A 21,628-nucleotide genomic window follows, 5' to 3' on the forward strand; every position below is an offset into this window, starting at 1 on the left:
GAGCCCAGGATGAGCGAGCGGAACGAAGCCGGGGCCGGACGGCCCGTACTGCTGCGCGGCGGCACCGTGCTGCCCATGGAGGGCGTCCGCACGGTGCTGGAGGACACCGACGTCCTGGTGACCGGCGACCGGATCGCCGAGGTCGGCCCCGGCCTGAGCGCGCCGGACGACGCCCTGGTCATCGACGCCACCGGCGGCATCGTGCTGCCCGGCATGATCGACACCCACCGGCACATGTGGCAGACCGCGCTGCGCGGCTACGGCGCCGACTGGACGCTCACCCAGTACTTCGTCTGGTTCTACCTGGAGCACGGCAAGCTGTTCCGGCCGCAGGACGTGCACGCGGGCAACGTGCTGGCCGCGATCGAGGCGCTGGACGCCGGCGTCACCACCGTCGTCGACTGGTCGCACGGGCTGCGCACGGTGGAGCACGCCGACGCCGCCGTGGACGCGCTGCGGTCCGTGCCGGGACGCTACGTGCTCGCCTACGGCAACATCCAGCAGCCGCCCGCCGAGTGGACCGCCGCGCCCGAGTTCCGCGACTTCGTCCGCCGCCGGATCACCGGCGACGACCTGCTGGGCTTCCAGCTCGCCTTCGACGTGCTGGGCGACCCGGCCTTCCCGGAGAAGGCCGCCTTCGAGGTGGCCCGCGAGCTCGGCGTCCCGGTCAGCACCCACGCCGGCGTATGGGGCGCGACCAGCGACGACGGCATCAAGCTCATGCACGAGCACGGCTTCATGACCCCCGAGACGATCTACGTGCACGCCGCCTCGCTGTCGGCCGACTCCTACCACCGGATCGCGGCCACCGGCGGCTCGGTGTCGGTCTCGACGGAGAGCGAGCAGAGCGCGGGCCAGGGCTACCCGCCCACGTGGGCGCTGCGCGCGCACGGCATCCCGGTCTCGCTGTCCATGGACACCAGCGTGTGGTGGAGCGGCGACCTGTTCTCCGCCATGCGCGCCACGCTCGGCGCCGACCGCTCGCGCGAGCACCTGGAGGCGCACGCCAAGGGCGAGACGGTCACGCACGCGGGCCTGCGCGCCGACCAGGTCGTGGAGTGGGCCACCAGGGGCGGCGCCCGCGCGCTCGGCCGCGACGACCTCGGCGTGGTGGCCCCCGGCAAGAAGGCCGACCTCGTGCTCGTCAAGAACGACCGCTCGCCGGTGTCGTTCCCGGTGCTCAACCCGTTCGGGCACGTGGCGTTCCAGGCGCAGCGCGGCGACGTGCACACCGTCCTGGTGAACGGGCGGGTGGTCAAGCACGAGCACGAGCTGGTCGGCGTGGACCTCGCCGCCGCCCGCCGCCAGGTCGAGGACACCGTCGCCTACCTGCGGGCCGAGATGGGCGAGGAGGCGTGGCGGCAGGGCATGAACCCGGACATCCCGGAGACGAAGATCCTCGACAACCCGTACACGTACACGGACTACCGCAGCGACGCCACCCACCGGCTCTGACCGGAGCCCTCAGTCGTCGGGGTGGTGCAGCGGCAGCAGCACGCGGAACGTCGTCCCCCCGTCCGGCGCGCCGCCGGCCTCGATCCGGCCGTGGTGGGCGCTCACCAGCGCGGCGGCGATGGCGAGGCCGAGGCCGGTGCCGCCGTGGTGCCGCGCGCGGCTGGGGTCGGCGCGGTAGAACCGGTCGAAGACGTACGGCAGGTGCTCGGGGTCGATGCCCGGCCCCTCGTCGCGCACCTCCACCAGCGCGGCCTCAACGTCCGGCGCCGGGCCGTCACCCGAGCGCGCCACGCCCGGCGGCGGCGGCCCGGCCGCGCTCCACTGCTCGACCCGCGCCACCCCCGGCGGCGGCCCGGCCGCGCTCCACCTCTCGACCCCCGCCACCCCCGGCGGCGGCCCGGTCGCGGCCCGCCGCTCGACCCGCACCAGGACCGGCGTGCCGGCGGCGGTGTGGGTCATGGCGTTGCCGACCAGGTTCGCGATGACCTGGTGCAGCCGGTGCTCGTCGCCGAGCACGAACACCGGCTCGTCGGAGACGGCCAGCCGGATCGGCCGGTCGCGCTCGCGCGCCTGCGCCGCGTGCACCACGTCACCGGCCAGCACGCGCAGGTCCACGGCGGCCGGCTCCAGCGCGGGCTCGCGGTCCAGGCGGGCCAGCAGCAGCATGTCCTCGACCAGCACGCCCATCCGCTCCGCCTCGCCCTCGATGCGGCGCAGCAGCCGCTCGACGGCCGGGTCGCGCGGGGCCTGGCCGTGCTGGTAGAGCTCGGCGAAGCCGCGGATCGAGGTGAGCGGCGTGCGCAGCTCGTGGGAGGCGTCGGCGACGAAGCGGCGCAGCCGCCCTTCCGAAGTCTCGCGCTCGCGCAGGGCGCTGGCCAGGCGTTCGAGCATGGTGTTGAGCGCGCGGCCGAGCCGGCCGGTCTCGGTGCGCGGGTCGGTGTCGCCGACCCGGCGGTCGATCTCCCCGGCGGCGATGGCCTCGGCGGTCCGCTCCATCCTGGTCAGCGGGCGCAGCCCGAGCCGTACGACGGCCAGCGCGACCGCGCCGAGCAGGGCCAGCACCAGCACGCCCGCGACCAGCTCGATGACGAGGAACTGCCGCACCGTGGCCCGGTTCGGCTCCAGCGACATGGCCACCGTCACCCGGCCGCCGTCCGGCAGAGCCCTGACCAGCACCCGCCAGTCGCCGGTCCCGTCCCGGCCCGCGACGGTGACCGCGCCCGCCGGCGGCCGTTCGACCAGCCCGGCGGGGATGGCCGGCCGGTCGGCGACCCCGCCGGGCAGCTCGCGGAGCAGCAGCCCCGAGGGGGCGTAGAAGGCGATCCTGAACTGGGTGGGCAGCTCCACGTCGCCGGGGCGGGCGGACGGCGGCACGGGCGGCGGCATCGGCGGCGGGCGGAAGGCGAAGGACCGTACGGTCTCGGCGAGCTGCGCGTCCACCCGCGACAGCAGCGACCGGTCGAGCAGCAGCACCCCGGCCGCCGCGAACACCGCCAGCCCGGCCGCGCACAACCCCAGCAGCGCGGCCAGCAGCCGGTGCCGCAGCGGCCAGGCGCCCCGCGCGTCCGCCGCTCTCACGAGGTCCCCTCCCCCGGCCCCTGGAGGCGGTAGCCGACGCCGCGCAGCGTGTGGATGAGCGGCGGGCCGTCCCGGTCGATCTTGCGGCGCAGGTAGCTGATGTAGGACTCGACGATGCGGCTGTCGCCGTCGAAGGAGTACTCCCACACCCGGTCGAGGATCTGCGCCTTGCTCACCACCCGCTCGGCGTTGATCATCAGGTAGCGGAGCAGGCTGAACTCGGTGGGCGAGAGATGGATCTGCCGCCCGGCCCGCCGCACGAGATGGGCCTCCTCGTCGAGCTCCAGGTCGGCGTAGCGGAGCACGCCGCCGCCTGCCTGCTCCTCCGGCGGGCGGGCGCGGCGCAGGATGGCCCGGATGCGCAGCACCACCTCCTCCAGGCTGAACGGCTTGGTGACGTAGTCGTCGCCGCCCGCGGTCAGCCCGGCGATGCGGTCGGGGACGGCGTCCTTGGCGGTCAGGAACAGCACGAGCGGCCCGTCCGCCGCCGCGCGCAGCCGCCTGGCCACGGCGAAGCCGTCCAGGTCGGGCAGCATCACGTCGAGCACGAGCAGGTCGGGCCGCTCGCGCGCCACCGCCTCCAGCGCCTGCCGGCCGCAGGCGGCGGTCCTGACGGCGAAGCCGTTCAGCTCCAGCGCCTCGGACAGCAGGTCACGGATGTTCGGCTCGTCGTCGACGACCAGCACCTTCGCGGCGGGGGCGGCTCGGCTCATGCCCCAGTTGTACTCAGCTCACCTGAGACGATTCTGAGGGCGGCGCCGTCGTACGGCGGACGATCAGGGTCGGCGTGACGGAGAAGCGCACCGACGACGTACGGCCCTCGATGCGTTCGAGCAGCAGCCGCCCCGCGGTGCGGCCCATCACGACGCCGTCCTGGTCGACGGTGGTGAGCGCGATGTGCGCGAGCCCGGACGAGCGGGTGTTGTCGTAGCCGGCGAGCGAGACGTCGGCGGGGACGGCCAGGCCCGCCTCGTGCAGCGCGGCGAGCGCGCCGAAGGCCGCGAGGTCGGCGCCGGCGAAGACGGCGGTGGGCCGCGGGTCGCGGGCCAGCAGCTCCCGCATGCCCCGGTAGCCGCCGTCCTCGGTGTAGGAGGTCGTGGCGACGGCGATCTCGGCGGCCAGGCCGTGCTCGGTCATGACCCGCCGGTAGGTGCGCTCCCTGATGACGTGCAGCGTCGTGGCCGGCCGGCCGCGGCCGGCGTCCTGCTGGGCGATGTGCGCGACCCGGCGGTGGCCGAGCCTGATCAGGTGCTCGACGACGAGCTCGGCGCCCGCCTCGTCGTCGTCGTTCACCGAGTCGTAGACGGTCGAGCGCTCGTGCGGGCCGAGCACGACGGTGGGCGTGCCCGCGGCCACCTCCTCCAGGCGTGACTTGGAGCTGAGCGGCGCGACCATGAGCATGCCGTCCACCTGCCGGTCGACCAGGGCGTCCACGGCGCGGCGCTCGGAGGCGTCGTCCCGGCCGCCCTGGATGATGATCGCCTGGTAGTCGGTGCCGCCGAGCTGCTCCGTGAGCCCGTCGAGGATCTCGGCGAAGAACGGGTTGCTGATGTGCGGCAGCAGCACGCCGATGGTGAACGTGCGCCCGCGCATCGCCCGCGCCGCGTTGTGCGGCCGGTAGCCGAGCTCGTCGATGGCGGCCTGGACGCGAAGGCGGGTGGCGGGGCTGACGCCGTAGGCGTTGCGCAGCACCTTCGACACCGAGGTGGTGGAGACCTGGGCGTGGTCGGCGACGTCGGCGATCGTCACCCGGCGTCCGCGGCCACCGGTTTCTGCCATGCGAGCTCCTCCGCTCCGGTCATGGGGAACGTTACCCATTTCCTGGTCCTGATGTGCAGATCCACCGGCTTCTCGCAGGATCACGATTGGGGATCGTTCCCCAAATTCGCCCTTGACGGTGTCGGCGGATGACGCCTACGTTAACTCGCATCGGGGGTTGTTAAAACGATTCAACGGACCCGGAGGGGCATTGTGAAGACCTCTCACCGCACCATGGGAGCGGCGCTGGCCGTTCTCACGATCGCGGCCCTGACCTCCTGCGGCTCGGGCTCGGACGCCGGCTCGTCCGGCGGCGGCACGGTGACACTGAAGTTCCTCGTCGACAACAGCCAGGCCACCGTGAGCACCGCCAAGGCGCTCACGGACGCCTTCATGCAGGCCAACCCCACGATCAAGATAGAGACGGAGATCCGCCCCGGAGGCAGCGAGGGCGACAACATCGTCAAGACCCGGCTCTCCACGGGCGACATGTCGGATGTGTTCTGGTACAACTCCGGCTCGCTCCTCCAGGCGCTCAACCCCGGCCAGACCCTGGTCGACCTGACCGGCGACCCGGCGCTCGCCAACGTGCAGAAGGACTTCCTGCCCGTCGTGAGCCAGGACGGCAAGGCGTACGGCGTGCCCGCCGGCACCGCCATGGGCGGCGGCATCCTCTACAACCGCAAGGTCTACGAGAAGCTCGGCCTGGAGGTGCCCAAGACCTGGGCCGACTTCATGGCCAACAACGACAAGATCAAGGCCGCCGGGATCGCGCCGGTGATCTCCACGTTCAAGGACACCTGGACCTCGCAGCTCTTCGTGCTCGGCGACTACTACAACGTGCAGGCCGCCGCGCCGGGCTTCGCGCAGGACTACACGGCCAACAAGGCCAAGTTCGCCACCACGCCGGCCGCCCGAGCGGGCTTCGACCACCTGGCCGAGGTGCACGCCAAGGGCCTCCTCCAGGAGGGCTTCGGCTCGGCCACCGCCGACCAGGGCATGAAGCTGCTGGTGGAGGGCAAGGGCGCGCACTACCCGATGCTGAGCGCGCAGGTCCCGCCGCTGGTGGCCACGACCCCGGCCGCCGCCACCGACATCGGCTTCTTCGGCATCCCCGGCGCCGACGCCGCCAAGAACGGCGCCACGCTCTGGGAGCCGGCCGGCGTCTACATCCCGAAGACCACCGAGAAGCTGGACGCGGCCAAGAAGTTCCTGGCCTACGTGGCCTCGCCGGCCGCCGCCGAGGCCATGAACAAGGCCGTCCAGCCGGCCGGGCCGTACCGGGTCGAGGGCGCCAAGCTGCCCGACGACGCCATCCAGGTGGCCAAGGACCTCCAGACGTACGTGGACGAGGGCCGCACCGCGCCCGCCCTGGAGTTCGTCTCGCCGGTGAAGGGCCCGTCGCTGGAGCAGATCACCGTCGCCGTCGGCTCGGGGCTGACCCCGCCGGAGGAGGGCGCCGCCCAGTACGACAAGGACGTCGAGAAGCAGGCCAAGCAGTTGGGGCTCGCGGGGTGGTGACGGGACAGGCCGCCAGGCGCAGGTCGGCGTACCCGTACGCGCTGTACCTGCCGGCCGCCGTCGTGTTCCTGGTGATCTTCCTGGTGCCGACGGTGATGGCGTTCTACTTCGCGCTGACCCGCTGGACCCTGTTCGACAGCGAGTTCGTCGGCCTGGACAACTTCCGCGACTTCCTCGCCGAGCAGAACCTGCGCGTCGGCTTCCAGAACACCCTCGTCTACGCGGTGCTCACCAGCGGGCTGAAGGTGGTGCTCGGGCTGCTGCTCGGCGTGCTGCTCACCTCGAAGCTGCGGCTGCGCGGCTTCCTGCGCTCGGTGGTGTTCTTCCCGACGCTGGTGTCCACGGTCGCGGTCGGCATCACCTTCAGCATGCTGCTCAAGCCGCAGACCGGCCTGGTGAACCAGGCGCTGGCGCTGGTCGGGATCGACGGCCGCGACTGGCTCGGCGACGCGGGCACCGCGCTGCTGTCGGTGGCGCTGGTGGACGTGTGGAAGGGCGTGGGCCTCGCCACCGTCATCTACATCGCCGGCATCATGTCGATCCCGACCGAGTTCTACCAGGCCGTCGCCGTGGACGGCGGCAGCGCCTGGCACCGCTTCCGGCACATCACGCTGCCGCTGAGCTGGCCGGCGACCTACTCGGTGATCATCCTGTCGTTCATCGGCGGGCTGCGCTCGTTCGACCTGATCTGGACGATGACCCGCGGCGGGCCCGGCTTCACCAGCGACACCATCGCCTCGATCATCTACAAGCAGTACCAGGCCGGCTTCTTCGGCCTGTCCACGGCAGGGAACGTGCTGCTGTTCCTCATCGTCACGGCCATCGCCGTGCCGCTGAACTACTACCTCGGCAAGAGGCAGGTGGCGATGTGAGAAAGGGCATCCGCTCGCTCGGCGTGGAGGCGGTCGTGCTGGTCGCGGCCACCGTGATCTTCCTGGTCCCCTTCGCGCTCATGCTGCTGACCGCGGTCAAGGACCAGACGCAGGCCGTCGACCTCGACTTCGCCTGGCCGACGAGCTGGCCGGTCGTCGAGAACTTCATGGCGGTCGTCGAGGCCCGCGACTACGTGCTGCTGCGCGCCTACGTCAACAGCACCGTCATCACCGTCGCCTCGGTCACCCTGCTGGTGATCTTCGCGGCGATGGCCGCGTTCGTGCTGCAACGCCGGCCGGGCAAGGTCGCGAAGGCGGCCGACTTCCTGGTGCTGTCCGGGCTGATCATCCCGCCCGCGGTGGTGCCGACCATCTGGCTGCTGCAGGCGCTCGGGCTGTTCAAGACGCTGCCCGGGATGATCCTGGCCGAGGTGGCCTTCCACCTGTCGTTCGCCATGCTGCTGTTCCGGGCGTTCGTCGCGGCGATCCCGCGCGAGCTGGACGAGGCCGCCCAGATCGACGGCTGCACCGGCTTCCGGCTGTTCTTCCGGGTGATCTTCCCGCTGCTGCGGCCGGTGACGATCACCGTGATCCTGGTCAGCTCGGTCAACATCTTCAACGACTTCGTCAACCCGCTCTACCTGCTGCCCGGCGACGACAACGCCACCGTGCAGGTCACCCTCTACAACTTCCAGAGCCAGTACAACACGCAATGGAACCTGCTGTTCATGGACATCGTGCTGATCACGATTCCGCCGCTGCTGCTGTTCGTCTTCTTCAACCGCAAGATCGTCGCCGGCATGACGGCCGGCGCCATCAAGGGATGACATGACCTCTCTGCACGTTTCCGCACCATCCTTCGAACACCACCGTGACCCGCTCGGCGTCGGCGAGCCCGAGCCCCGCCTGTCCTGGACCGTCACCACGGACCTCCGGGACTGGGTCCAGGAAGCGTACGAGATCGAGCTCGGCGACGGCTTCGCCACCGGCCGCGTCGAGTCCGTGGAGTCGGTGCTGGTGCCCTGGCCGGGGCCGGCGCTCGGCTCGCGGGAGCGGCGTGGCGCGCGGGTGCGCGTGCACGGCGCGGACGGCTCGGCCAGCGAGTGGAGCGACTGGTCGTACGTGGAGACCGGGCTGCTGGAGCCGGCCGACTGGCGGGCCTCGGCCGCCGCGCCGCCCCTGGAGCTCCTGGGCCCGCCCGACGGCCCCGCGCTGCTGCTGCGCCGCGAGTTCACCCTGCGCGGCCCCGTCGAGCGGGCCCGCCTGTACGTCACCGCGCACGGCCTGTACGAGGCCGAGCTGAACGGCCAGGTGATCGGCGACGACGTGCTCGCCCCCGGCTGGAGCAGCTACGGCCACCGCCTGCGCTACCGCACCCACGACGTCACCGCCCTGCTCCAGGAGGGCCCCAACGCCATCGGCGCCACCCTCGCCGACGGCTGGTACCGGGGCCGCGTCGGCTTCCGCGAGGGCAGGACCGGCCTCTACGGCGACCGCACCGCCCTCATCGCCCAACTGGAGATCACCTACGCGGACGGCGGCACCGAGACCGTGGTCACCGACGGCTCCTGGCGCTGCGCGCCCGGTCCGGTCACCGCCGCGAGCCTGTACGACGGCGAGCACCACGACGCCCGCCTGGAGCCGGCCGGCTGGTCGCGGCCCGGCTTCGACGACGCGGCCTGGCTGCCCGCCGACGCGCTCCCCCACGACGCCGCGCTGCTGGTGGCCCCCACGGGCCCGCCCGTGCGCCGCACCGAGACGCTGGCCCCGGCCGAGGTCCTGACCGGCCCGTCCGGCGAGACCATCCTCGACTTCGGGCAGAACATCGCCGGCCGGCTGCGCATCCGCGTCCAGGGCCCGGCCGGGCACACCGTCACCCTGCGCCACGCCGAGGTGCTGGAGGACGGCGCGCTCGCGCTGCGCCCGCTGCGCAACGCCGCCGCCCTCGATCGCTACACGCTGCGCGGCGACGCGGACGGCGAGGAGTGGGAGCCGCGCTTCACCACCCACGGCTTCCGCTACGCGCAGCTCGACGGCTGGCCGGGCGACCTGGACCCGGGTGACGTGGTGGCCGTCGTCTGCCACACCGACCTGCGGCCCATCGGCGACTTCGACAGCTCGGACCCGCTGCTCGACCGGCTGCACGCGAACGTGCGCTGGAGCATGCGCGGCAACTACGTCGACCTGCCCACCGACTGCCCGCAGCGGGACGAGCGGCTCGGCTGGACCGGTGACCTCCAGGTCTTCGCCCCGGCCGCCGCCTTCCTCTACGACTGCGCGGGGGCGTTGTCCTCCTGGCTCGCCGACCTCGCCGCCGAGCAGGCCGAGTACGGCACCGTGCCGCCGTACGTGCCGTGGGTGCCGCTGATGTTCCCGCCCGAGCCCACCGCCGCCTGGGGCGACGCGGCCGTGCTCGTGCCGTGGACGCTGTACGAGCGCACCGGCGACCTCGGCGTGCTGCGCACCCAGTACGCGAGCATGACGGCCTGGGTGGACCAGGTGACCGGGCTGGCCGGCGAGGACCACCTGTGGGACGAGGGCTTCCAGTTCGGCGACTGGCTCGACCCGGCCGCGCCGCCGGACGACCCCGGACGGGCGCGCACGGACCACGCGCTGGTGGCCACGGCGTACCACGCCTGGTCGGCGCGGGTGGTCGCGGACACGGCCGCGCTGCTCGGGCACGACGGCGACGCCGCCCGCTACGGGAAGCTGGCCGAGGAGGTGCGGGCGGCCTTCCGCCGCGAGTTCGTCACCCCGTCGGGCCGGCTCGCCTGCGACACCCAGACCGCCTACGCCCTCGCCCTCCGCCTGGACCTGCTCGACGGGGCCGGGCAGCGGGAGCGGGCCGGGCGGCGGCTGGCCGAGCTGGTCGCCGCCGACGGGCACCGGATCGGCACCGGGTTCGTCGGGACGCCGCTGATCTGCGACGCGCTGGCCTCGGCGGGCGCGTACGCCGGCCTGTACGGGCTGCTCCTCCAGCGGGAGTGCCCGTCGTGGCTGTACCCGGTGACGATGGGGGCGACCACGATCTGGGAGCGGTGGGACAGCCTGCTGCCCGACGGCTCGGTCAACCCGGGCGAGATGACCTCCTTCAACCACTACGCGCTGGGGGCGGTCGCCGACTTCCTGCACCGCACCGTGGCCGGTCTCGCCCCGGGCGCGCCCGGTTACCGGGAGCTTCTGGTGCGGCCCCAGCCGGGCGGCGGGCTGTCGCGGGCGCGGGCCACGCTCGACACGCCGTACGGGCGGGCCGAGGCCGGCTGGTCCCGCGCGGACGGGCGCCTGGAGCTGCGCGTGGTCGTCCCCCCGAACACGACCGCGACCGTCCACCTCCCGGAGGACGCGGAGGACGCCGGGGAGAGCGGCGGGGGCGGGCCGATCGTCGTCGGCTCCGGCGAGCACGTCTTCTCCTGCGCCTTCCGCGACCCCGCCGACGACCCGGCCCCGCCCGCGCCTCCCGCCCGCCTGCCGTAAAAACCCCGTCACTCTCCGCCCCGCCCATCATGGAAATCTCATGAAGGCCGCCTAGAGTGCGTGGCTGTGTTAACGCAAGAGGTGGCGGGCGGGGCCACCACGCGGTCCCGGCCCCGCCGGCGGTGGGTGGGGCGGATCGCCGTGGCGGTGTCCGTGCTGTTCGCGGCGGGGACGGCCGTGCGGCTCGGCGGCCTGGAGACCGGGGCGCTGCTGGTGCCGCTGGTCTCGTTCACGCCGTACTTCGCGCTCGCCGCGCTGCTGACGCTGGGGCTCGCGGTGGCCCTGCGGAGCAGGGCGGCGATCGCCGTCATGCTGGCCGTGTGCGTCTGTCTGGCCTGGTGCGTCGTGCCGCGCGCCGTCGCGTCCGCCGCGCCGGCGGAGGGGCGGCCGCTCCGGCTGCTGACGGCCAACCTCAACGGCGGCCGCGGCGACGCGGAGACGATCGTCCGCCTGGTCCGCGACCATGACGTGGACGTCCTGAGCCTCCAGGAGCTCACCTTCGCCGAGCAGGAGCGGCTGCGGGCGGCCGGGCTGGAGAGCCTGCTGCCCTACCAGGTGGCCAAGCCGGCGACCTGGGGGCCGGTGGGCAGCGGCCTGTACGCCCGCTACCCGCTGCGCGAGCGCACCGGGCTGTTCCAGCCGGTCGGGCACCACATGCCGGTGGCCGAGGTGGCGCTGCCCGGCGGCCAGGCGGTCGAGGTGGTCGTCGTGCACCCGGTCGCGCCGGTGCCCTCGACCGTGCCCGAGTGGCACGCCGGGGTGGCCACGCTGCCGCCCGCGCCGGCCACCGGGCCGCCGCGCATCCTGGCCGGCGACTTCAACGCGACGCTGGACCACGCCGTGTTCCGGAGCCTGCTGGACACCGGCTACACCGACGCCGCGGCGGCGACCGGCCAGGGGCTCGTGCCGACCTGGCCGATGCGCCGGTTCCCACCGCTCGTGGCCATCGACCACGTGCTCACCGACGGCCGCGCGGGGGCGGTCGCCGTACGGATCCACGATCTTCCCGGCTCCGACCACCGTGCGCTCTTCGCGGACCTGCGGGTGCGCGGATGAGCCGCCCGCCGGCGCCCGAGCAGATCCGGGATCCCCGCACGGGCTCTGCCGTGCGATGCTCACAACGACGAATCATCAGAAACGGGTGGATCCAGGTGGCTTCGGACAGCGGGAAGACGATGTGGAGGCGGCCGGCAGGAGCGATCGCCGCGGTGGCGCTGGCGATGATCGTGGCCGGATGCGGCCCCGGCGACGGCGTGGAGCCGGAGGCCGGGCAGCCCAAGCCGCAGGCGACCGCGCCCGCGCAGCCGTCCGTGGAGGCGAAGCCTCCCGCCGTGGACCCGGGCTGGCCGCGCTGGGGCTTCACCCACACCGGCACCAGCGCCAACAACATCAACCCGCGCTTCGAGCAGACCGTCGCCGGCTCGCTCTCACAGACCCCCATGCTGCAGAACCAGCACATCATGGGCTTCGGCGCGCTCAACCCGCAGCCGCGCCGCCAGGAGTTCTTCTGGGAGGACCTGGACAGCCGCACGGGCTTCATGAAGGCGTCCGGCGGCACCCAGGTCATCACCCTCTGCTGCGCCCCCGACTGGATGAAGGGCGGCCCCGAGGGCCCGACCTCCGGGGAGGGCTGGGCCGAGCACCTGGAGGACGCCCCCTACCCCGAGCACTTCGACGACTTCGCCAGGCTGGCCGCCACGGTCGCCGAGCGCTACCGCGACGTCGAGTACTTCATGGTCTGGAACGAGTTCAAGGGCTTCTGGAAGGACCACCGCAGGCCCGCCGACTACAAGGGCTACACGCAGCTGTACAACAAGGTGTACGACGCGGTGAAGGCGGTCCGCCCCGACGCCAAGGTCGGCGGCCCGTACCTCGGCTTCGACAGCAACAGGAGCGGCCGCTCGGAGCTGCGCGGCGACTGGGGCGTGGTCAACCAGAACGTGCTCGACGCGTTCAACTACTGGAACGAGCACAAGAAGGGCGCCGACTTCATCGTCGTGGACGGCGCCTCCCCGACCGACGCCCACGAGCTGCTGCCCGACGAGTTCGGCGCGCTGAGCAAGTTCAGCGCGATCACCACCTGGTTGCGCGAGAAGACCGGCGACATGCCGATCTGGTGGTCGGAGTGGTACTTCCAGCCCGAGAACGGCACCAAATGGCCGGAGGGCAAGCGCCTGGCCGTGCAGGCCGCCTCGATGATGGAGTTCGCGCGCAGCGGCGCCGCCACCGCGCTCTACTGGAACCCGCAGACCAAGGACACCGCCTGCAACGGCTGCCTGTGGGACCCGCGCACCGGCGCGCCGTCCGCCACGCAGCGGCTCATCGAGAACTTCGTGAAGTGGTTCCCCGCCGGGGCGAAGCTGGACGACGTCTCCTCCTCCGACCCGAAGGTCAGGGTGCTGGCCCAGCCGGAGCAACTGGTGCTGGTCAACACCACGGACGGGGCCGCCACGGCGGAGGTGGACGGCAAGGAGTACGAGCTGAAGCCGTACGAGGTCAGGTGGAGCTCCCGCTGACCCTCGGCGTTCCCGGCGGCGGCGCGACCGAGGCGCGGCGGATCAGGCGCGAGCGCAGCGTGTGCATCTCGCGGGCCGGCTCGGCCCCGCCGAGGATGTCGAGCAGCACCTCGGCCGCCTTGGCGCCGAGCTGGTGCACGGGCTGCGCGATCATGGTGAGCGGCGGCTCCATGACCGCGGCCCACGCGTTGTCGTCGAAGCCGACGAGCGAGACGTCGTCGGGGTAGGAGAGCCCGGCGGCGCGCAGGGCGCGCAGCGAGCCGGTCATGCCGTCGGTCTCGGTGCAGAAGACGGCGGTGACCCGGTCGGGCAGCGCGAGCATGCGCCCGACCTCGCGCACCACCCGCTCCTCCGTCTTCGGCCCGACCATGACCAGCTCGGGGTCGAAGGGGATGTGCGCGTCGTCGAGCGCGTCGAGGTAGCCGCGCAGCCGCTCGCCGTCGGTCCACAGGTTGCGGGAGGCCGCCGCCAGCAGCTCGCGCCGGGTCGCGGGCGGCTCGCTCACCCGCGGCCCCCACACGAACCCGATCCGCCGGTGCCCCGCCGCGATCAGCATCTCGACGGCCTCGCGGGCGGCGTCGCGGTTGTCGATGACGACGGCGTCGAGGTCGAGCGCCGTCACCGCGCGGTCGACCAGGACGACCGGGATGCCGCGGTCCAGCGCGGCCTTGAGGTGGGCGACCTGGCCGCGCTGGAGGGCGGCCGAGGCCACGATGAAGCCGTCCACGCGCTTGTCGATGAGCACGTTGGCGGCCGCGACCTCCTCCTGGAGGTTCTCGTACGTGCTGAGCACGATCACGTCGAACCCGCGGGCCCGCGAGGTGTCGGAGACACCCCGCAGCAGCCCGGCGAAGAACGGGTTGCCGATGTCGGCGACGATCACCCCGAGCGTGTGGCTCACGCCGGTGGACATGCTGCGGGCCAGGGCGTTGGCGCGGTAGCCGAGCTTCTCGGCCGCGGCCAGCACCCGGGCCCGCAGCTCGGGGCTGACGTAGCCGTAGCCGCCGAGCGTGCGGGCCGCCGTGGCGCGGCCCACCCCGGCCTCGGCCGCCACCTCGGAGATCGTCGGCCCCGCCTGGCCCCGCTCAGTCGCCATGGTTGTCGTCCCTCGTTCCTGATCAGCCCGTCACATGCTAGCCACGGGGCTCGGCCGGCCGTGGCCGAAGGCGCCCTCGACGAAGCACTGGTCGTAGGCGGCCAGCGCGCCGTCCTCCAGCGCCCGCTCGATCAGGCCGGGCGCGGGCCGCGCGCCCCTGGCCCAGCCGCCGCGCAGCAGCGACACCGCGAACCCGGCGAGGAAGGCGTCGCCGCACCCCATCGTGTCCACGAGGGCGCCGTCGTCCACCAGCCGGGCCGGGCCGGAGACGGTCACCCGCCCGTCGGCGGCCATCGCGCCGTCCACCCCGCGGGTGCCGAGCGCGAGCCCGGCCCCCCTGCGCACCGCCTCGGCCAGCAGTTCCTCCGTGGCCGCCGGGCTGAGGTGGGAGCAGGACAGCAGCACGAGGTCGGCGTGCGGGCAGACCCGGTCGAGGTAGGCGGGGTCGCGGTATTCCTCCTCGCTGGACAGGTCGAAGCTGACCAGCGGGCCGCCGAGCGCGGCCAGCTTGGGCAGCTCGGGCTCGCTGCGGCTGTAGACGCTCGAATGCACGAGGTCGAAGCCGGCGACGTAGCCGAGCAGGGCGTCGTCGAGCGCGAGAGGCTCGCGCACGGTGACGCCGCCGCCGTTCCAGCCGAGGAAGATCCGCTCCCCGTCGTCCACCCGCAGGTGGGACACGCCGCTCTCGCCCCGCCGGACGACGCAGCGGCCGGCGTCCACCCCCTCGGCGGCGATGGCGCCGCCGAGGAAGGTCCCGAGGTCGTCGTCGCCGAAGACGCCCAGGTAGGCGGAGTCGGCGCCGAGACGCCGGGCGTACACGGCGACGTTGACGCTGTTGCCGCCCGGGTAGTCGACCCCCCGGTCGACGAATCGGTCGACGATGTTGTCGCCGAAGCCCAGCACTCTCATGGTCGCCTCAGTAGTCCATGACGCGGTAGTAGCGGCGCAGGTCGAGGGAGTGGTCGCGGACGCGCTCCAGGTGCTTGCTGACCCGGCTCATGACGGTATCGAGCACGAGCGGCGCGAGCAGGCCGCGGAACTCGGGGCTGATGCCGGTCAGCGGGTAGTCGCGGGTGTCGAAGACCGTGACGTCCTTGGAGACGCGGCGGGCGAACGCCTCGGCGCGGTCGGTGAGCGGCCTGGTCTCGTCCTCGCCCTGGAAGATGATCACGCTGGTGTCCTCTTCCAGCAGCTCCAGCGAGCCGTGGAAGAACTCGGCGCTGTGCACGCGGGTGGTGCGCAGCCACTGCATCTCCTCGAGGATGCACATCGAGTAGAGGTACGTGAAGCCCCACAGGTTCCCGCCGCCGATGAGGAAGTGGTAGTCGGCGTCCTTGTGGTCCTCGGCGAAGGCGGAGGCCACGGGCTCGGCCTGCCGGGCGACCTCGACGAGGATCTCGGGGATGCCGGCCAGCTCCGTGGCGAAGCGCTCGTAGCCGTCGAACTCGCCCCGGCGGGCCAGCAGGCGGGTCATGAAGAGCAGCAGCTGGAAGTCGAACGGCCAGGTCTTCGGCTGCGAGACCAGGGCGATGTCCGCCTTCGTCGCCACCGGGGAGTCGGGGTGGCCGGTGAAGGAGATCGTGTACGCCCCCTTGGACCGGCAGTAGTCGATGGCCCGGACGCTGTCGTCGGTCGTGCCGGAGACCGAGGTGAACACGGCGACCGTGCGCTCGCCGAGCCGCGCGTCGCCGGAGACGATCAGCTCGGCGGCGATGACGGCCCGCACGTCGAGCGTGGAGGAGCGGCGGGCCAGGTGCTCGTAGGGCCACATCTGCGCGTACGTGCCGCCCGCGCCGACGAGGAGCAGGGTGTCGAAGCCCTGGTCCACGAGCCGGTCCACCAGCTCCTCGATCTGGGGCCGGAGGGCCACGGCGCTCGCCGACTGGGCGAGGAATTCCGGCTCGTTGAATCCGAGCATGAGGGTGTCCTTTCGCGACTCTGATACCGGTATCAGGCGGGGCCACGTTGGCACAGCGTTCCGCGCCGCGTCAACCCGTGAGTCGAGTCCGGCTGCTTTTAGCTGGGACTTTGCTGGGAGGAAAAGGTCACGGCGGAGCAACGAAGAAAAGATCTTCGCCACTGGGTCTGGTACCGGTATCAGAGCGCCGGTAAGGTCGGCCAACACCAAGGCGGGAGAAAGGAAGCCCATGCGCCCTCGCGCACTCTCGACGTTCGCGGCACTCCTCGGGACCACACTCGCGCTGGCCGCCTGCTCCGGCGGGCAGCCGGAGGCGGCACCCGCGGCAGACGCCGCCGCCACGCCGGAGTTCTCCGGCACCCTGAGCGTTCTCACGAAGTTCGCCGGCGACCCGACCGGCCCCTATTTCGAGAACCTCGCGGCCGAGTACAACAAGCGGCACCCGCAGGTGAAGATCGAGCTCATCCAGGAGACCGACCAGAGCGTCAAGGACAAGCTCAAGACGCTCACCGCCTCCGACGCGCTGCCGGACATCTACTTCACCTGGACCGGCAACTGGGCCGACAACTACATCCGCGGCGGCCGCGCGGCCGACCTCACCGGCGTGATCGGCCCGAGCACCGAGTGGGGCAAGACCTTCAGCCCCGGCTCGCTGGACGCCTTCGCCCGCGACGGCAAGTACTACGGCATCCCGCTGTACGGCAACGGCAAGTTCATGGGCTACAGCAAGGCCGCCTTCGCCAAGGCCGGCGTCGAGGTGCCCAAGACGTTCGAGGAGCTCATCGCCGCCTGCGGGCCGCTGCGCAAGGCCGGCTACGAGCCCGTCGCCTTCGGCAACAAGGACGGCTGGCCCGCGCTCCACTACCTCCAGCAGCTCTTCGCCTACAACGTGCCCCAGGCCACGCTGGAGGCCGACTTCGCGCCCGAGACCGCCAAGCTCGCCGACCCCGGCTACGTCACCGCGCTCAACCAGTTCAAGACGCTGGTCGAGGAGTGCACCGACACCAAGAGCGGCACCAACGGCGTGCTCTACACCTCCGCGCAGGAGGCGTTCGCGGGCGGCAAGGCCGCCATGTACTACCAGGAGATCCTGGAGTTCGACAACGCCACCTCGGGCAAGGTCAAGCCGGACGACTTCGGCATCTTCCAGCTCCCCGTCCCGGCGAACGCGGCCGGCGACCCCGGCGTGCTCGAAGGCTCGCCGGAGGGCTACCTCATCAACGCCAAGTCGCCCCGGGTGGCGCTCGCGGTCGACTTCATGAAGTTCGTGACCGAACTGGAGAACGCCAAGACGCTGTCGGCGCCGCCGTACGGGCAGCCGAGCACGGTCGTCGGCGCGGTCACGCCCGAGACCTCCAGCAAGGCCGTCTACGAGGGCATCCAGCTCGTCAACAAGGCGCCCAAGCTGGCCATCTGGCTCGACACCGTCACCGTGCCCGAGGTCGCCGACGCCTGGCTGGCCGGCGGCGAGGCCATGGTCAGCGGCGGCATGACGGCCGACAAGGTGCTCGAAAGCGTGCGCCAGGCCTCCGAGTCCGCCAAGTAGGAGCCTCAGTTGCGCGCCAACCTGTTGCAAAGGACGCTCGGGCTCGCGTGGGTCGTCCCCGCCCTCGTGCTGGTCGGCGTTTTCGTCTACCTGCCGCTCGTGCAGAACCTCCAGTTCAGCACCCTCAAGTGGGACATCTACAGCGGAAGCCAGGAGTACGTCGGCCTGGACAACTACGTCCGGCTCGTCGACGACCCGGTCTTCTGGTCCTCGCTCGGCAACAACGTCCTGTACGCGGTGATCTCCATCGTGTTCCAGGTGTTCGGCGCGCTGCTGCTGGCGGCGCTCGTCGAGAGCGTGCGCAGCCAGCGCTGGCAGCGGGCGCTGCGGGCGATCTACTTCGTGCCGTCCGCGATCTCGATGACCGTCGCGGGCCTGCTGTTCTACTTCATCTACGAGCCGAACCTGGGCCCGCTCAACCACGCGCTCAAGGCCGTCGGCCTGCCCGAGCTGGCCCAGGCGTGGCTGGGCCAGGAGAGCACCGCGATGGCGGCGATCATCGCGATGAGCCAGTGGCAGGGCTTCGGCTACTCGACGCTGTTGTTCGCGGTCGCGATCCAGCGCATCCCGTCGCAGATCTACGGCGCCGCCGCCATCGACGGCGTCGGCCCCATCGGCCGCTTCGTGCACGTCACGCTGCCGCTGGTGCGCGAGATGACCGGGATCATGACCATCCTCACCGTCTCGGGCGCGTTCCAGGTGTTCAACGAGGTGATGGTGATGACGGCCGGCGGGCCCAACAACTCCACGCAGGTGCTGGGCACGTGGCTGTACCGCAGCGGCTTCGTCCGCAACAACTTCGGCTACGCCGCCGCGATCGCGACCGTGCTGTTCGTGATCACGCTCGGCATCGCGATCGCCCAGCTCAGGGCCTCGCGCAGGGGAAGGGTGGAGTGGTGACGCGGCTGAGCTTCCTCGGCGCGGTCGCCCGCGTGTTCGTGTGGGCGTTCCTGCTGGCCCTCGCGGTGGTGGTGCTCTACCCGCTGCTGTGGATGACGCTCAACGGGTTCAAGACGAACGCCGAGCTGTTCGGCGACCCGTTCGCACTGCCGCTGGACTGGAGCTTCGACAACTACGCCAAGGCGTGGAACCGGGGCGTCAGCGGCTATCTCAGCACCAGCGTGCTGGTCACGGTCACCTCGACCGTCGTGACCGTGCTCGTCAGTGCGTGGGCGGCGTACGGGCTGACCCGGGTCGACCTGCCGTTCGGGAAGGGGCTGACCGGGATCATCCTGGGCGGGCTCATGCTCGCGCCGACCGTGGCGCTGGTGCCGCTGGTCAAGATGTTCCAGGCGATGGGGCTGTACAACACCTTCTGGGCGCTGCTCATCCTCTACACCGCCTTCCGGGTGCCGTTCACGACGTTCCTCATCAGGGCGTACATGATCGACCTGCCGCGCGAGGTGGACGAGGCGGCGTCGATGGACGGCGCGGGCCGCTGGACCTGCTTCTGGCGGATCACGCTGCCCATGTGCAAGCCGATCCTCGTCTCCACGGTGCTGCTGCACATCCTGTTCACCTGGAACGAGTACCTGTTCGCGATGGTCTTCACCAGCGGGACCGGCGTGCAGACGCTGCCGGTCGGGCTGACCAGCCTGATGAGCAAGCACGGCACCGAGTACCCGGTGGTGTTCGCCGGGATGGTGATCGCGGCGCTGCCGGTCGTGCTGCTGTTCCTGTTCGGGCAGCGCTACATCGTCAAGGGTCTCGCCGACGGAGTCGGCAAATAAGCTCGCCGACGGGGTCGGCAAGTAGGGTCGGCAAGTAAGGGAGTCTGTCCTCATGGCACTGTCGCTCGCCCGGTTCACCGGCTCGAACTTCTCCTACCAGCATCTGCCCTTCGAGCGCTTCCTCGACGACGCCGCCGCGCTCGGCCGCGAGAGCCTGGAGCTGTGGGGCATCGCGCCGCAGCTCCACGTGCCGCGGATGAGCGACGCCGAGGCGCGGGCGGTGCGCCGCGCGGCCGAATCCCGCGGGATGGCCGTCCGCTGCCTGACGCCCGAGCAGGTGATGTACCCGGTCAACGTGGCCTCGCCGGAGGCGTGGCTGCGGCAGGAGAGCATCGCGATGTTCCGCCGCGCCGCCGAGCTGGCCGCCGAGCTCGGCGCGGAGCTGCTGCTGCTCACGCCGGGGCGCGGCTTCGAGGACGAGCCGGTGGCGGACGCCTGGCGGCGCTCGGCCGACGCGATCGGCGAGATCGCCGCCCACGCCGCGACGCTCGGCGTCACGTGCGTGCTGGAGGCGCTGCAACGGGTGGAGTCGAACCTGGTGAACGACGCCGCCGGGCTGGCCAGGATGATCGGCGAGGTCGGCGCGCCCAACCTGGGTGCGGTGCTCGACACCGTCGCCATGGCCGCCGCCGGCGACACCGTGGACGGCTACTTCGACGCGCTCGGCGACCGGGTCAGGCACGTGCACCTCATCGACGGGCGGCCCACCGGCCACCTGGCGTGGGGCGAGGGGGAGCTGCCGCTGGCGGACTACCTGGAGGCGCTGGACCGGCGCGGGTACGCGGGGCATCTGACGTTCGAGCTGTTCGGGCCGGGCACGTATGCCTTCGACCCCCGCCCGGCCGTGGAGCGGTGCCTCGCGGCCGTCCGCGCGCACGTGCCTGGCGAGGCCGCGTAACGGCGGTCAGGACGGGGGGCGCCACTCGACCAGCAGGACCGTCGCGTCGTCCTGGAGCCAGCCGCGCTGGTGGTCGAGGATCGTGTTGATCAGGCGGCGCAGGGTCTCGGGCGCGGACACGCCGTCGGCCTCGCGCTTGATGACGAAGTCGATGAACCGTTCCAGCCCGAACAGCTCCCCCTGCGGGTCCTGGGCCTCGATGACGCCGTCGGTGTAGAGGAGCAGCCGGTCGCCCGGTTCGAGGTGGTAGCGGCCGGGCTCGGTGGGCAGGCCCAGGTCGAGCCCCATCGGGGCGCCGAACGCGGCGTCGAGGGTGGCGACGAGCTGGCCCCTGCGCAGCACCACCGGCGGGGGATGCCCCCGGTTGGCCCACACCAGCCGGCCCGTCCGCGTGTCCAGGTCGGCGAGGATTCCGGTCGCGAAGCGGGTGGTGCCGAACTGCCGGGCGATGGCGTCGTCCACGGCCTCCCCCGCGGCCACCACGTCGGCGCCCTCGCGGCGGTGCTTGCGCCAGCAGCCGACCGCGATGGTGGCGGTCAGCCCGGCCGAGGTGTCGTGGCCCATCGCGTCGAAGATCGACAGCCGGAGCACGTCGCCGTTGAGCGCGAAGTCGAAGGCGTCGCCGCCCACCTCGTACGCGGGCTCCAGCGCCGCGGTGACCACCACCCGGTCGTTGGCGAAGGTCGCGCCGGGCATCAGGTTCCACAGCACCTCGGCGGACAGGGCCATCGGACGGGTGCGGACGAGCTGGGCGTAGCCGTCGCTGAACGCGCGCTTGCTCTGCACCAGCAGGGTGACCAGGCCGGCCAGCCGGGTGAGGCGCGTCAGGACGTCCCCGTCGGCGTGCGGCACGATCACGCCGATCACGCCGAGGCGTTCGGTGCCGCTGTGCAGCGGCGCCCACAGCCGGCGCGGCCCCTCCCCGGTGAAGAGCTCGGCGGGCTCGCCCGCGGCCACGGCGGTGCGGGCCTGCATCGGCTCCATTGTGCGGAAGGCCAGGCCGGGGATGGTCGTGTCGATGGGGATGCGGTGGAGCGGGGCGCCGGTCTCGTCGCGCTGGCCCGGCAGCGGGAGCAGGAACTGCTGCTGGAGGTCGGCGACGTACAGCATGGGGTGGGCGAGCCCGGCGCGGCCGGCGTGCTCGGTGACGAGCTCGGGCAGGTCCTCCAGCGAGGCGGGCGGGCCGACGCGCAGCAGCGCGCCGAGCATCCCCTCACAGACCTCGTCGCCGGCCCGCATGACGCCCCACCCCCCGATCACCGGGTC

18 protein-coding genes are annotated in these 21,628 nt (G+C 72.2%); 11 read left to right on the top strand and 7 right to left on the bottom strand.

The window, feature by feature from the left end; all coding sequences use genetic code 11:
* The first annotated feature begins 9 nt into the window (after positions 1-9).
* A complete protein-coding gene (locus ACBR40_RS16300) occupies positions 10-1,455 on the top strand; it encodes an amidohydrolase family protein (protein ID WP_371249248.1) in 1,446 nt (481 codons plus the stop codon).
* Positions 1,456-1,464: 9 nt separating this feature from the next.
* Here ACBR40_RS16300 and ACBR40_RS16305 read toward each other — a convergent pair whose 3' ends face one another.
* From ACBR40_RS16305 to ACBR40_RS16315, 3 genes are read right to left on the bottom strand one after another with little or no spacing between them, the layout of a single operon-like run.
* Positions 1,465-3,033 (bottom strand): sensor histidine kinase, encoded by a 1,569-nt coding sequence (locus ACBR40_RS16305; RefSeq protein WP_371249249.1) that lies wholly within the window; start codon positions 3,031-3,033, stop codon positions 1,465-1,467.
* Positions 3,030-3,746 (bottom strand): response regulator transcription factor, encoded by a 717-nt coding sequence (locus tag ACBR40_RS16310; RefSeq protein WP_371249251.1) that lies wholly within the window; start codon positions 3,744-3,746, stop codon positions 3,030-3,032. Before ACBR40_RS16310 ends, ACBR40_RS16305 begins: the two co-directional genes overlap by 4 nt.
* 13 nt (positions 3,747-3,759) lie before the next feature.
* Positions 3,760-4,812, bottom strand: a complete 1,053-nt coding sequence (locus tag ACBR40_RS16315; protein WP_371249252.1) for a LacI family DNA-binding transcriptional regulator — start codon at positions 4,810-4,812, stop codon at positions 3,760-3,762.
* Positions 4,813-5,004: 192 nt separating this feature from the next.
* Here ACBR40_RS16315 and ACBR40_RS16320 point away from each other — a divergent pair, with 192 nt between their 5' ends.
* From ACBR40_RS16320 to ACBR40_RS16345, 6 genes are all read left to right on the top strand, one after another.
* Positions 5,005-6,312 carry an ABC transporter substrate-binding protein gene (locus tag ACBR40_RS16320; protein ID WP_371249253.1) on the top strand — a complete coding sequence of 436 codons (1,308 nt, stop codon included), beginning with the start codon at positions 5,005-5,007 and terminating at the stop codon, positions 6,310-6,312.
* Entirely contained in the window at positions 6,306-7,184 is an 879-nt protein-coding gene (locus tag ACBR40_RS16325; RefSeq protein WP_344204496.1) for a sugar ABC transporter permease, read from the top strand. Before ACBR40_RS16320 ends, ACBR40_RS16325 begins: the two co-directional genes overlap by 7 nt.
* Entirely contained in the window at positions 7,181-8,011 is an 831-nt protein-coding gene (locus ACBR40_RS16330; RefSeq protein WP_364458806.1) for a carbohydrate ABC transporter permease, read from the top strand. The genes ACBR40_RS16325 and ACBR40_RS16330 overlap by 4 nt, the downstream gene beginning before the upstream one ends.
* A gap of 1 nt (position 8,012) precedes the next feature.
* On the top strand, positions 8,013-10,658 hold the full coding sequence (locus ACBR40_RS16335) for a family 78 glycoside hydrolase catalytic domain (protein ID WP_371249254.1): 2,646 nt from the start codon (positions 8,013-8,015) through the stop codon (positions 10,656-10,658).
* Positions 10,659-10,724: 66 nt separating this feature from the next.
* Entirely contained in the window at positions 10,725-11,714 is a 990-nt protein-coding gene (locus tag ACBR40_RS16340; RefSeq protein ID WP_371249255.1) for an endonuclease/exonuclease/phosphatase family protein, read from the top strand.
* 95 nt (positions 11,715-11,809) lie between these two features.
* The gene (locus tag ACBR40_RS16345; protein ID WP_371249256.1) at positions 11,810-13,174 is read left to right on the top strand and encodes a xylan 1,4-beta-xylosidase; all 1,365 of its coding nucleotides are present in this window, start codon (positions 11,810-11,812) and stop codon (positions 13,172-13,174) included.
* On the opposite strand, the gene ACBR40_RS16350 is transcribed toward ACBR40_RS16345, so the two are convergent.
* From ACBR40_RS16350 to ACBR40_RS16360, 3 genes are read right to left on the bottom strand one after another with little or no spacing between them, the layout of a single operon-like run.
* Positions 13,155-14,270 carry a LacI family DNA-binding transcriptional regulator gene (locus ACBR40_RS16350; protein WP_344204508.1) on the bottom strand — a complete coding sequence of 372 codons (1,116 nt, stop codon included), beginning with the start codon at positions 14,268-14,270 and terminating at the stop codon, positions 13,155-13,157. The two genes, ACBR40_RS16345 and ACBR40_RS16350, sit on opposite strands and share 20 nt — an antisense overlap.
* A 30-nt stretch (positions 14,271-14,300) precedes the next feature.
* On the bottom strand, positions 14,301-15,179 hold the full coding sequence (locus ACBR40_RS16355; RefSeq protein ID WP_371249257.1) for a PfkB family carbohydrate kinase: 879 nt from the start codon (positions 15,177-15,179) through the stop codon (positions 14,301-14,303).
* Between the two features lie 7 nt (positions 15,180-15,186).
* Positions 15,187-16,188 (bottom strand): SIS domain-containing protein, encoded by a 1,002-nt coding sequence (locus ACBR40_RS16360; RefSeq protein WP_344204513.1) that lies wholly within the window; start codon positions 16,186-16,188, stop codon positions 15,187-15,189.
* Positions 16,189-16,417: 229 nt separating this feature from the next.
* Here ACBR40_RS16360 and ACBR40_RS16365 point away from each other — a divergent pair, with 229 nt between their 5' ends.
* From ACBR40_RS16365 to ACBR40_RS16380, 4 genes are read left to right on the top strand one after another with little or no spacing between them, the layout of a single operon-like run.
* The gene (locus ACBR40_RS16365) at positions 16,418-17,734 is read left to right on the top strand and encodes an ABC transporter substrate-binding protein (RefSeq protein WP_344204516.1); all 1,317 of its coding nucleotides are present in this window, start codon (positions 16,418-16,420) and stop codon (positions 17,732-17,734) included.
* Positions 17,735-17,743: 9 nt separating this feature from the next.
* Positions 17,744-18,634 carry a sugar ABC transporter permease gene (locus ACBR40_RS16370; RefSeq protein WP_344204518.1) on the top strand — a complete coding sequence of 297 codons (891 nt, stop codon included), beginning with the start codon at positions 17,744-17,746 and terminating at the stop codon, positions 18,632-18,634.
* Positions 18,631-19,464, top strand: a complete 834-nt coding sequence (locus ACBR40_RS16375; protein WP_344204520.1) for a carbohydrate ABC transporter permease — start codon at positions 18,631-18,633, stop codon at positions 19,462-19,464. Before ACBR40_RS16370 ends, ACBR40_RS16375 begins: the two co-directional genes overlap by 4 nt.
* Before the next feature lie 52 nt (positions 19,465-19,516).
* On the top strand, positions 19,517-20,362 hold the full coding sequence (locus tag ACBR40_RS16380) for a sugar phosphate isomerase/epimerase family protein (RefSeq protein WP_371249258.1): 846 nt from the start codon (positions 19,517-19,519) through the stop codon (positions 20,360-20,362).
* A gap of 6 nt (positions 20,363-20,368) precedes the next feature.
* Here the strand turns inward: ACBR40_RS16380 and ACBR40_RS16385 are convergent, their stop codons facing one another.
* Positions 20,369-21,622, bottom strand: coding sequence for a PP2C family protein-serine/threonine phosphatase (locus tag ACBR40_RS16385; RefSeq protein WP_371249259.1), 1,254 nt, complete (start codon positions 21,620-21,622; stop codon positions 20,369-20,371).
* Positions 21,623-21,628 lie beyond the last annotated feature (6 nt).

The organism is Nonomuraea sp. AD125B, from assembly GCF_041402765.1.
GTDB lineage: Bacteria > Actinomycetota > Actinomycetes > Streptosporangiales > Streptosporangiaceae > Nonomuraea > Nonomuraea bangladeshensis.

What these genes read in the sequence shown, in the direction of transcription:
- ACBR40_RS16300 (WP_371249248.1), top strand. Translation starts at nt 10, where the DNA reads ATGAGCGAGCGGAACGAAGCCGGGGCCGGACGGCCCGTACTGCTGCGC.
- ACBR40_RS16310 (WP_371249251.1), bottom strand. Translation starts at nt 3,746, where the DNA reads ATGAGCCGAGCCGCCCCCGCCGCGAAGGTGCTGGTCGTCGACGACGAG.
- ACBR40_RS16315 (WP_371249252.1), bottom strand. Translation starts at nt 4,812, where the DNA reads ATGGCAGAAACCGGTGGCCGCGGACGCCGGGTGACGATCGCCGACGTC.
- ACBR40_RS16335 (WP_371249254.1), top strand. Translation starts at nt 8,013, where the DNA reads ATGACCTCTCTGCACGTTTCCGCACCATCCTTCGAACACCACCGTGAC.
- ACBR40_RS16350 (WP_344204508.1), bottom strand. Translation starts at nt 14,270, where the DNA reads ATGGCGACTGAGCGGGGCCAGGCGGGGCCGACGATCTCCGAGGTGGCG.
- ACBR40_RS16355 (WP_371249257.1), bottom strand. Translation starts at nt 15,179, where the DNA reads ATGAGAGTGCTGGGCTTCGGCGACAACATCGTCGACCGATTCGTCGAC.
- ACBR40_RS16360 (WP_344204513.1), bottom strand. Translation starts at nt 16,188, where the DNA reads ATGCTCGGATTCAACGAGCCGGAATTCCTCGCCCAGTCGGCGAGCGCC.
- ACBR40_RS16365 (WP_344204516.1), top strand. Translation starts at nt 16,418, where the DNA reads ATGCGCCCTCGCGCACTCTCGACGTTCGCGGCACTCCTCGGGACCACA.
- ACBR40_RS16380 (WP_371249258.1), top strand. Translation starts at nt 19,517, where the DNA reads ATGGCACTGTCGCTCGCCCGGTTCACCGGCTCGAACTTCTCCTACCAG.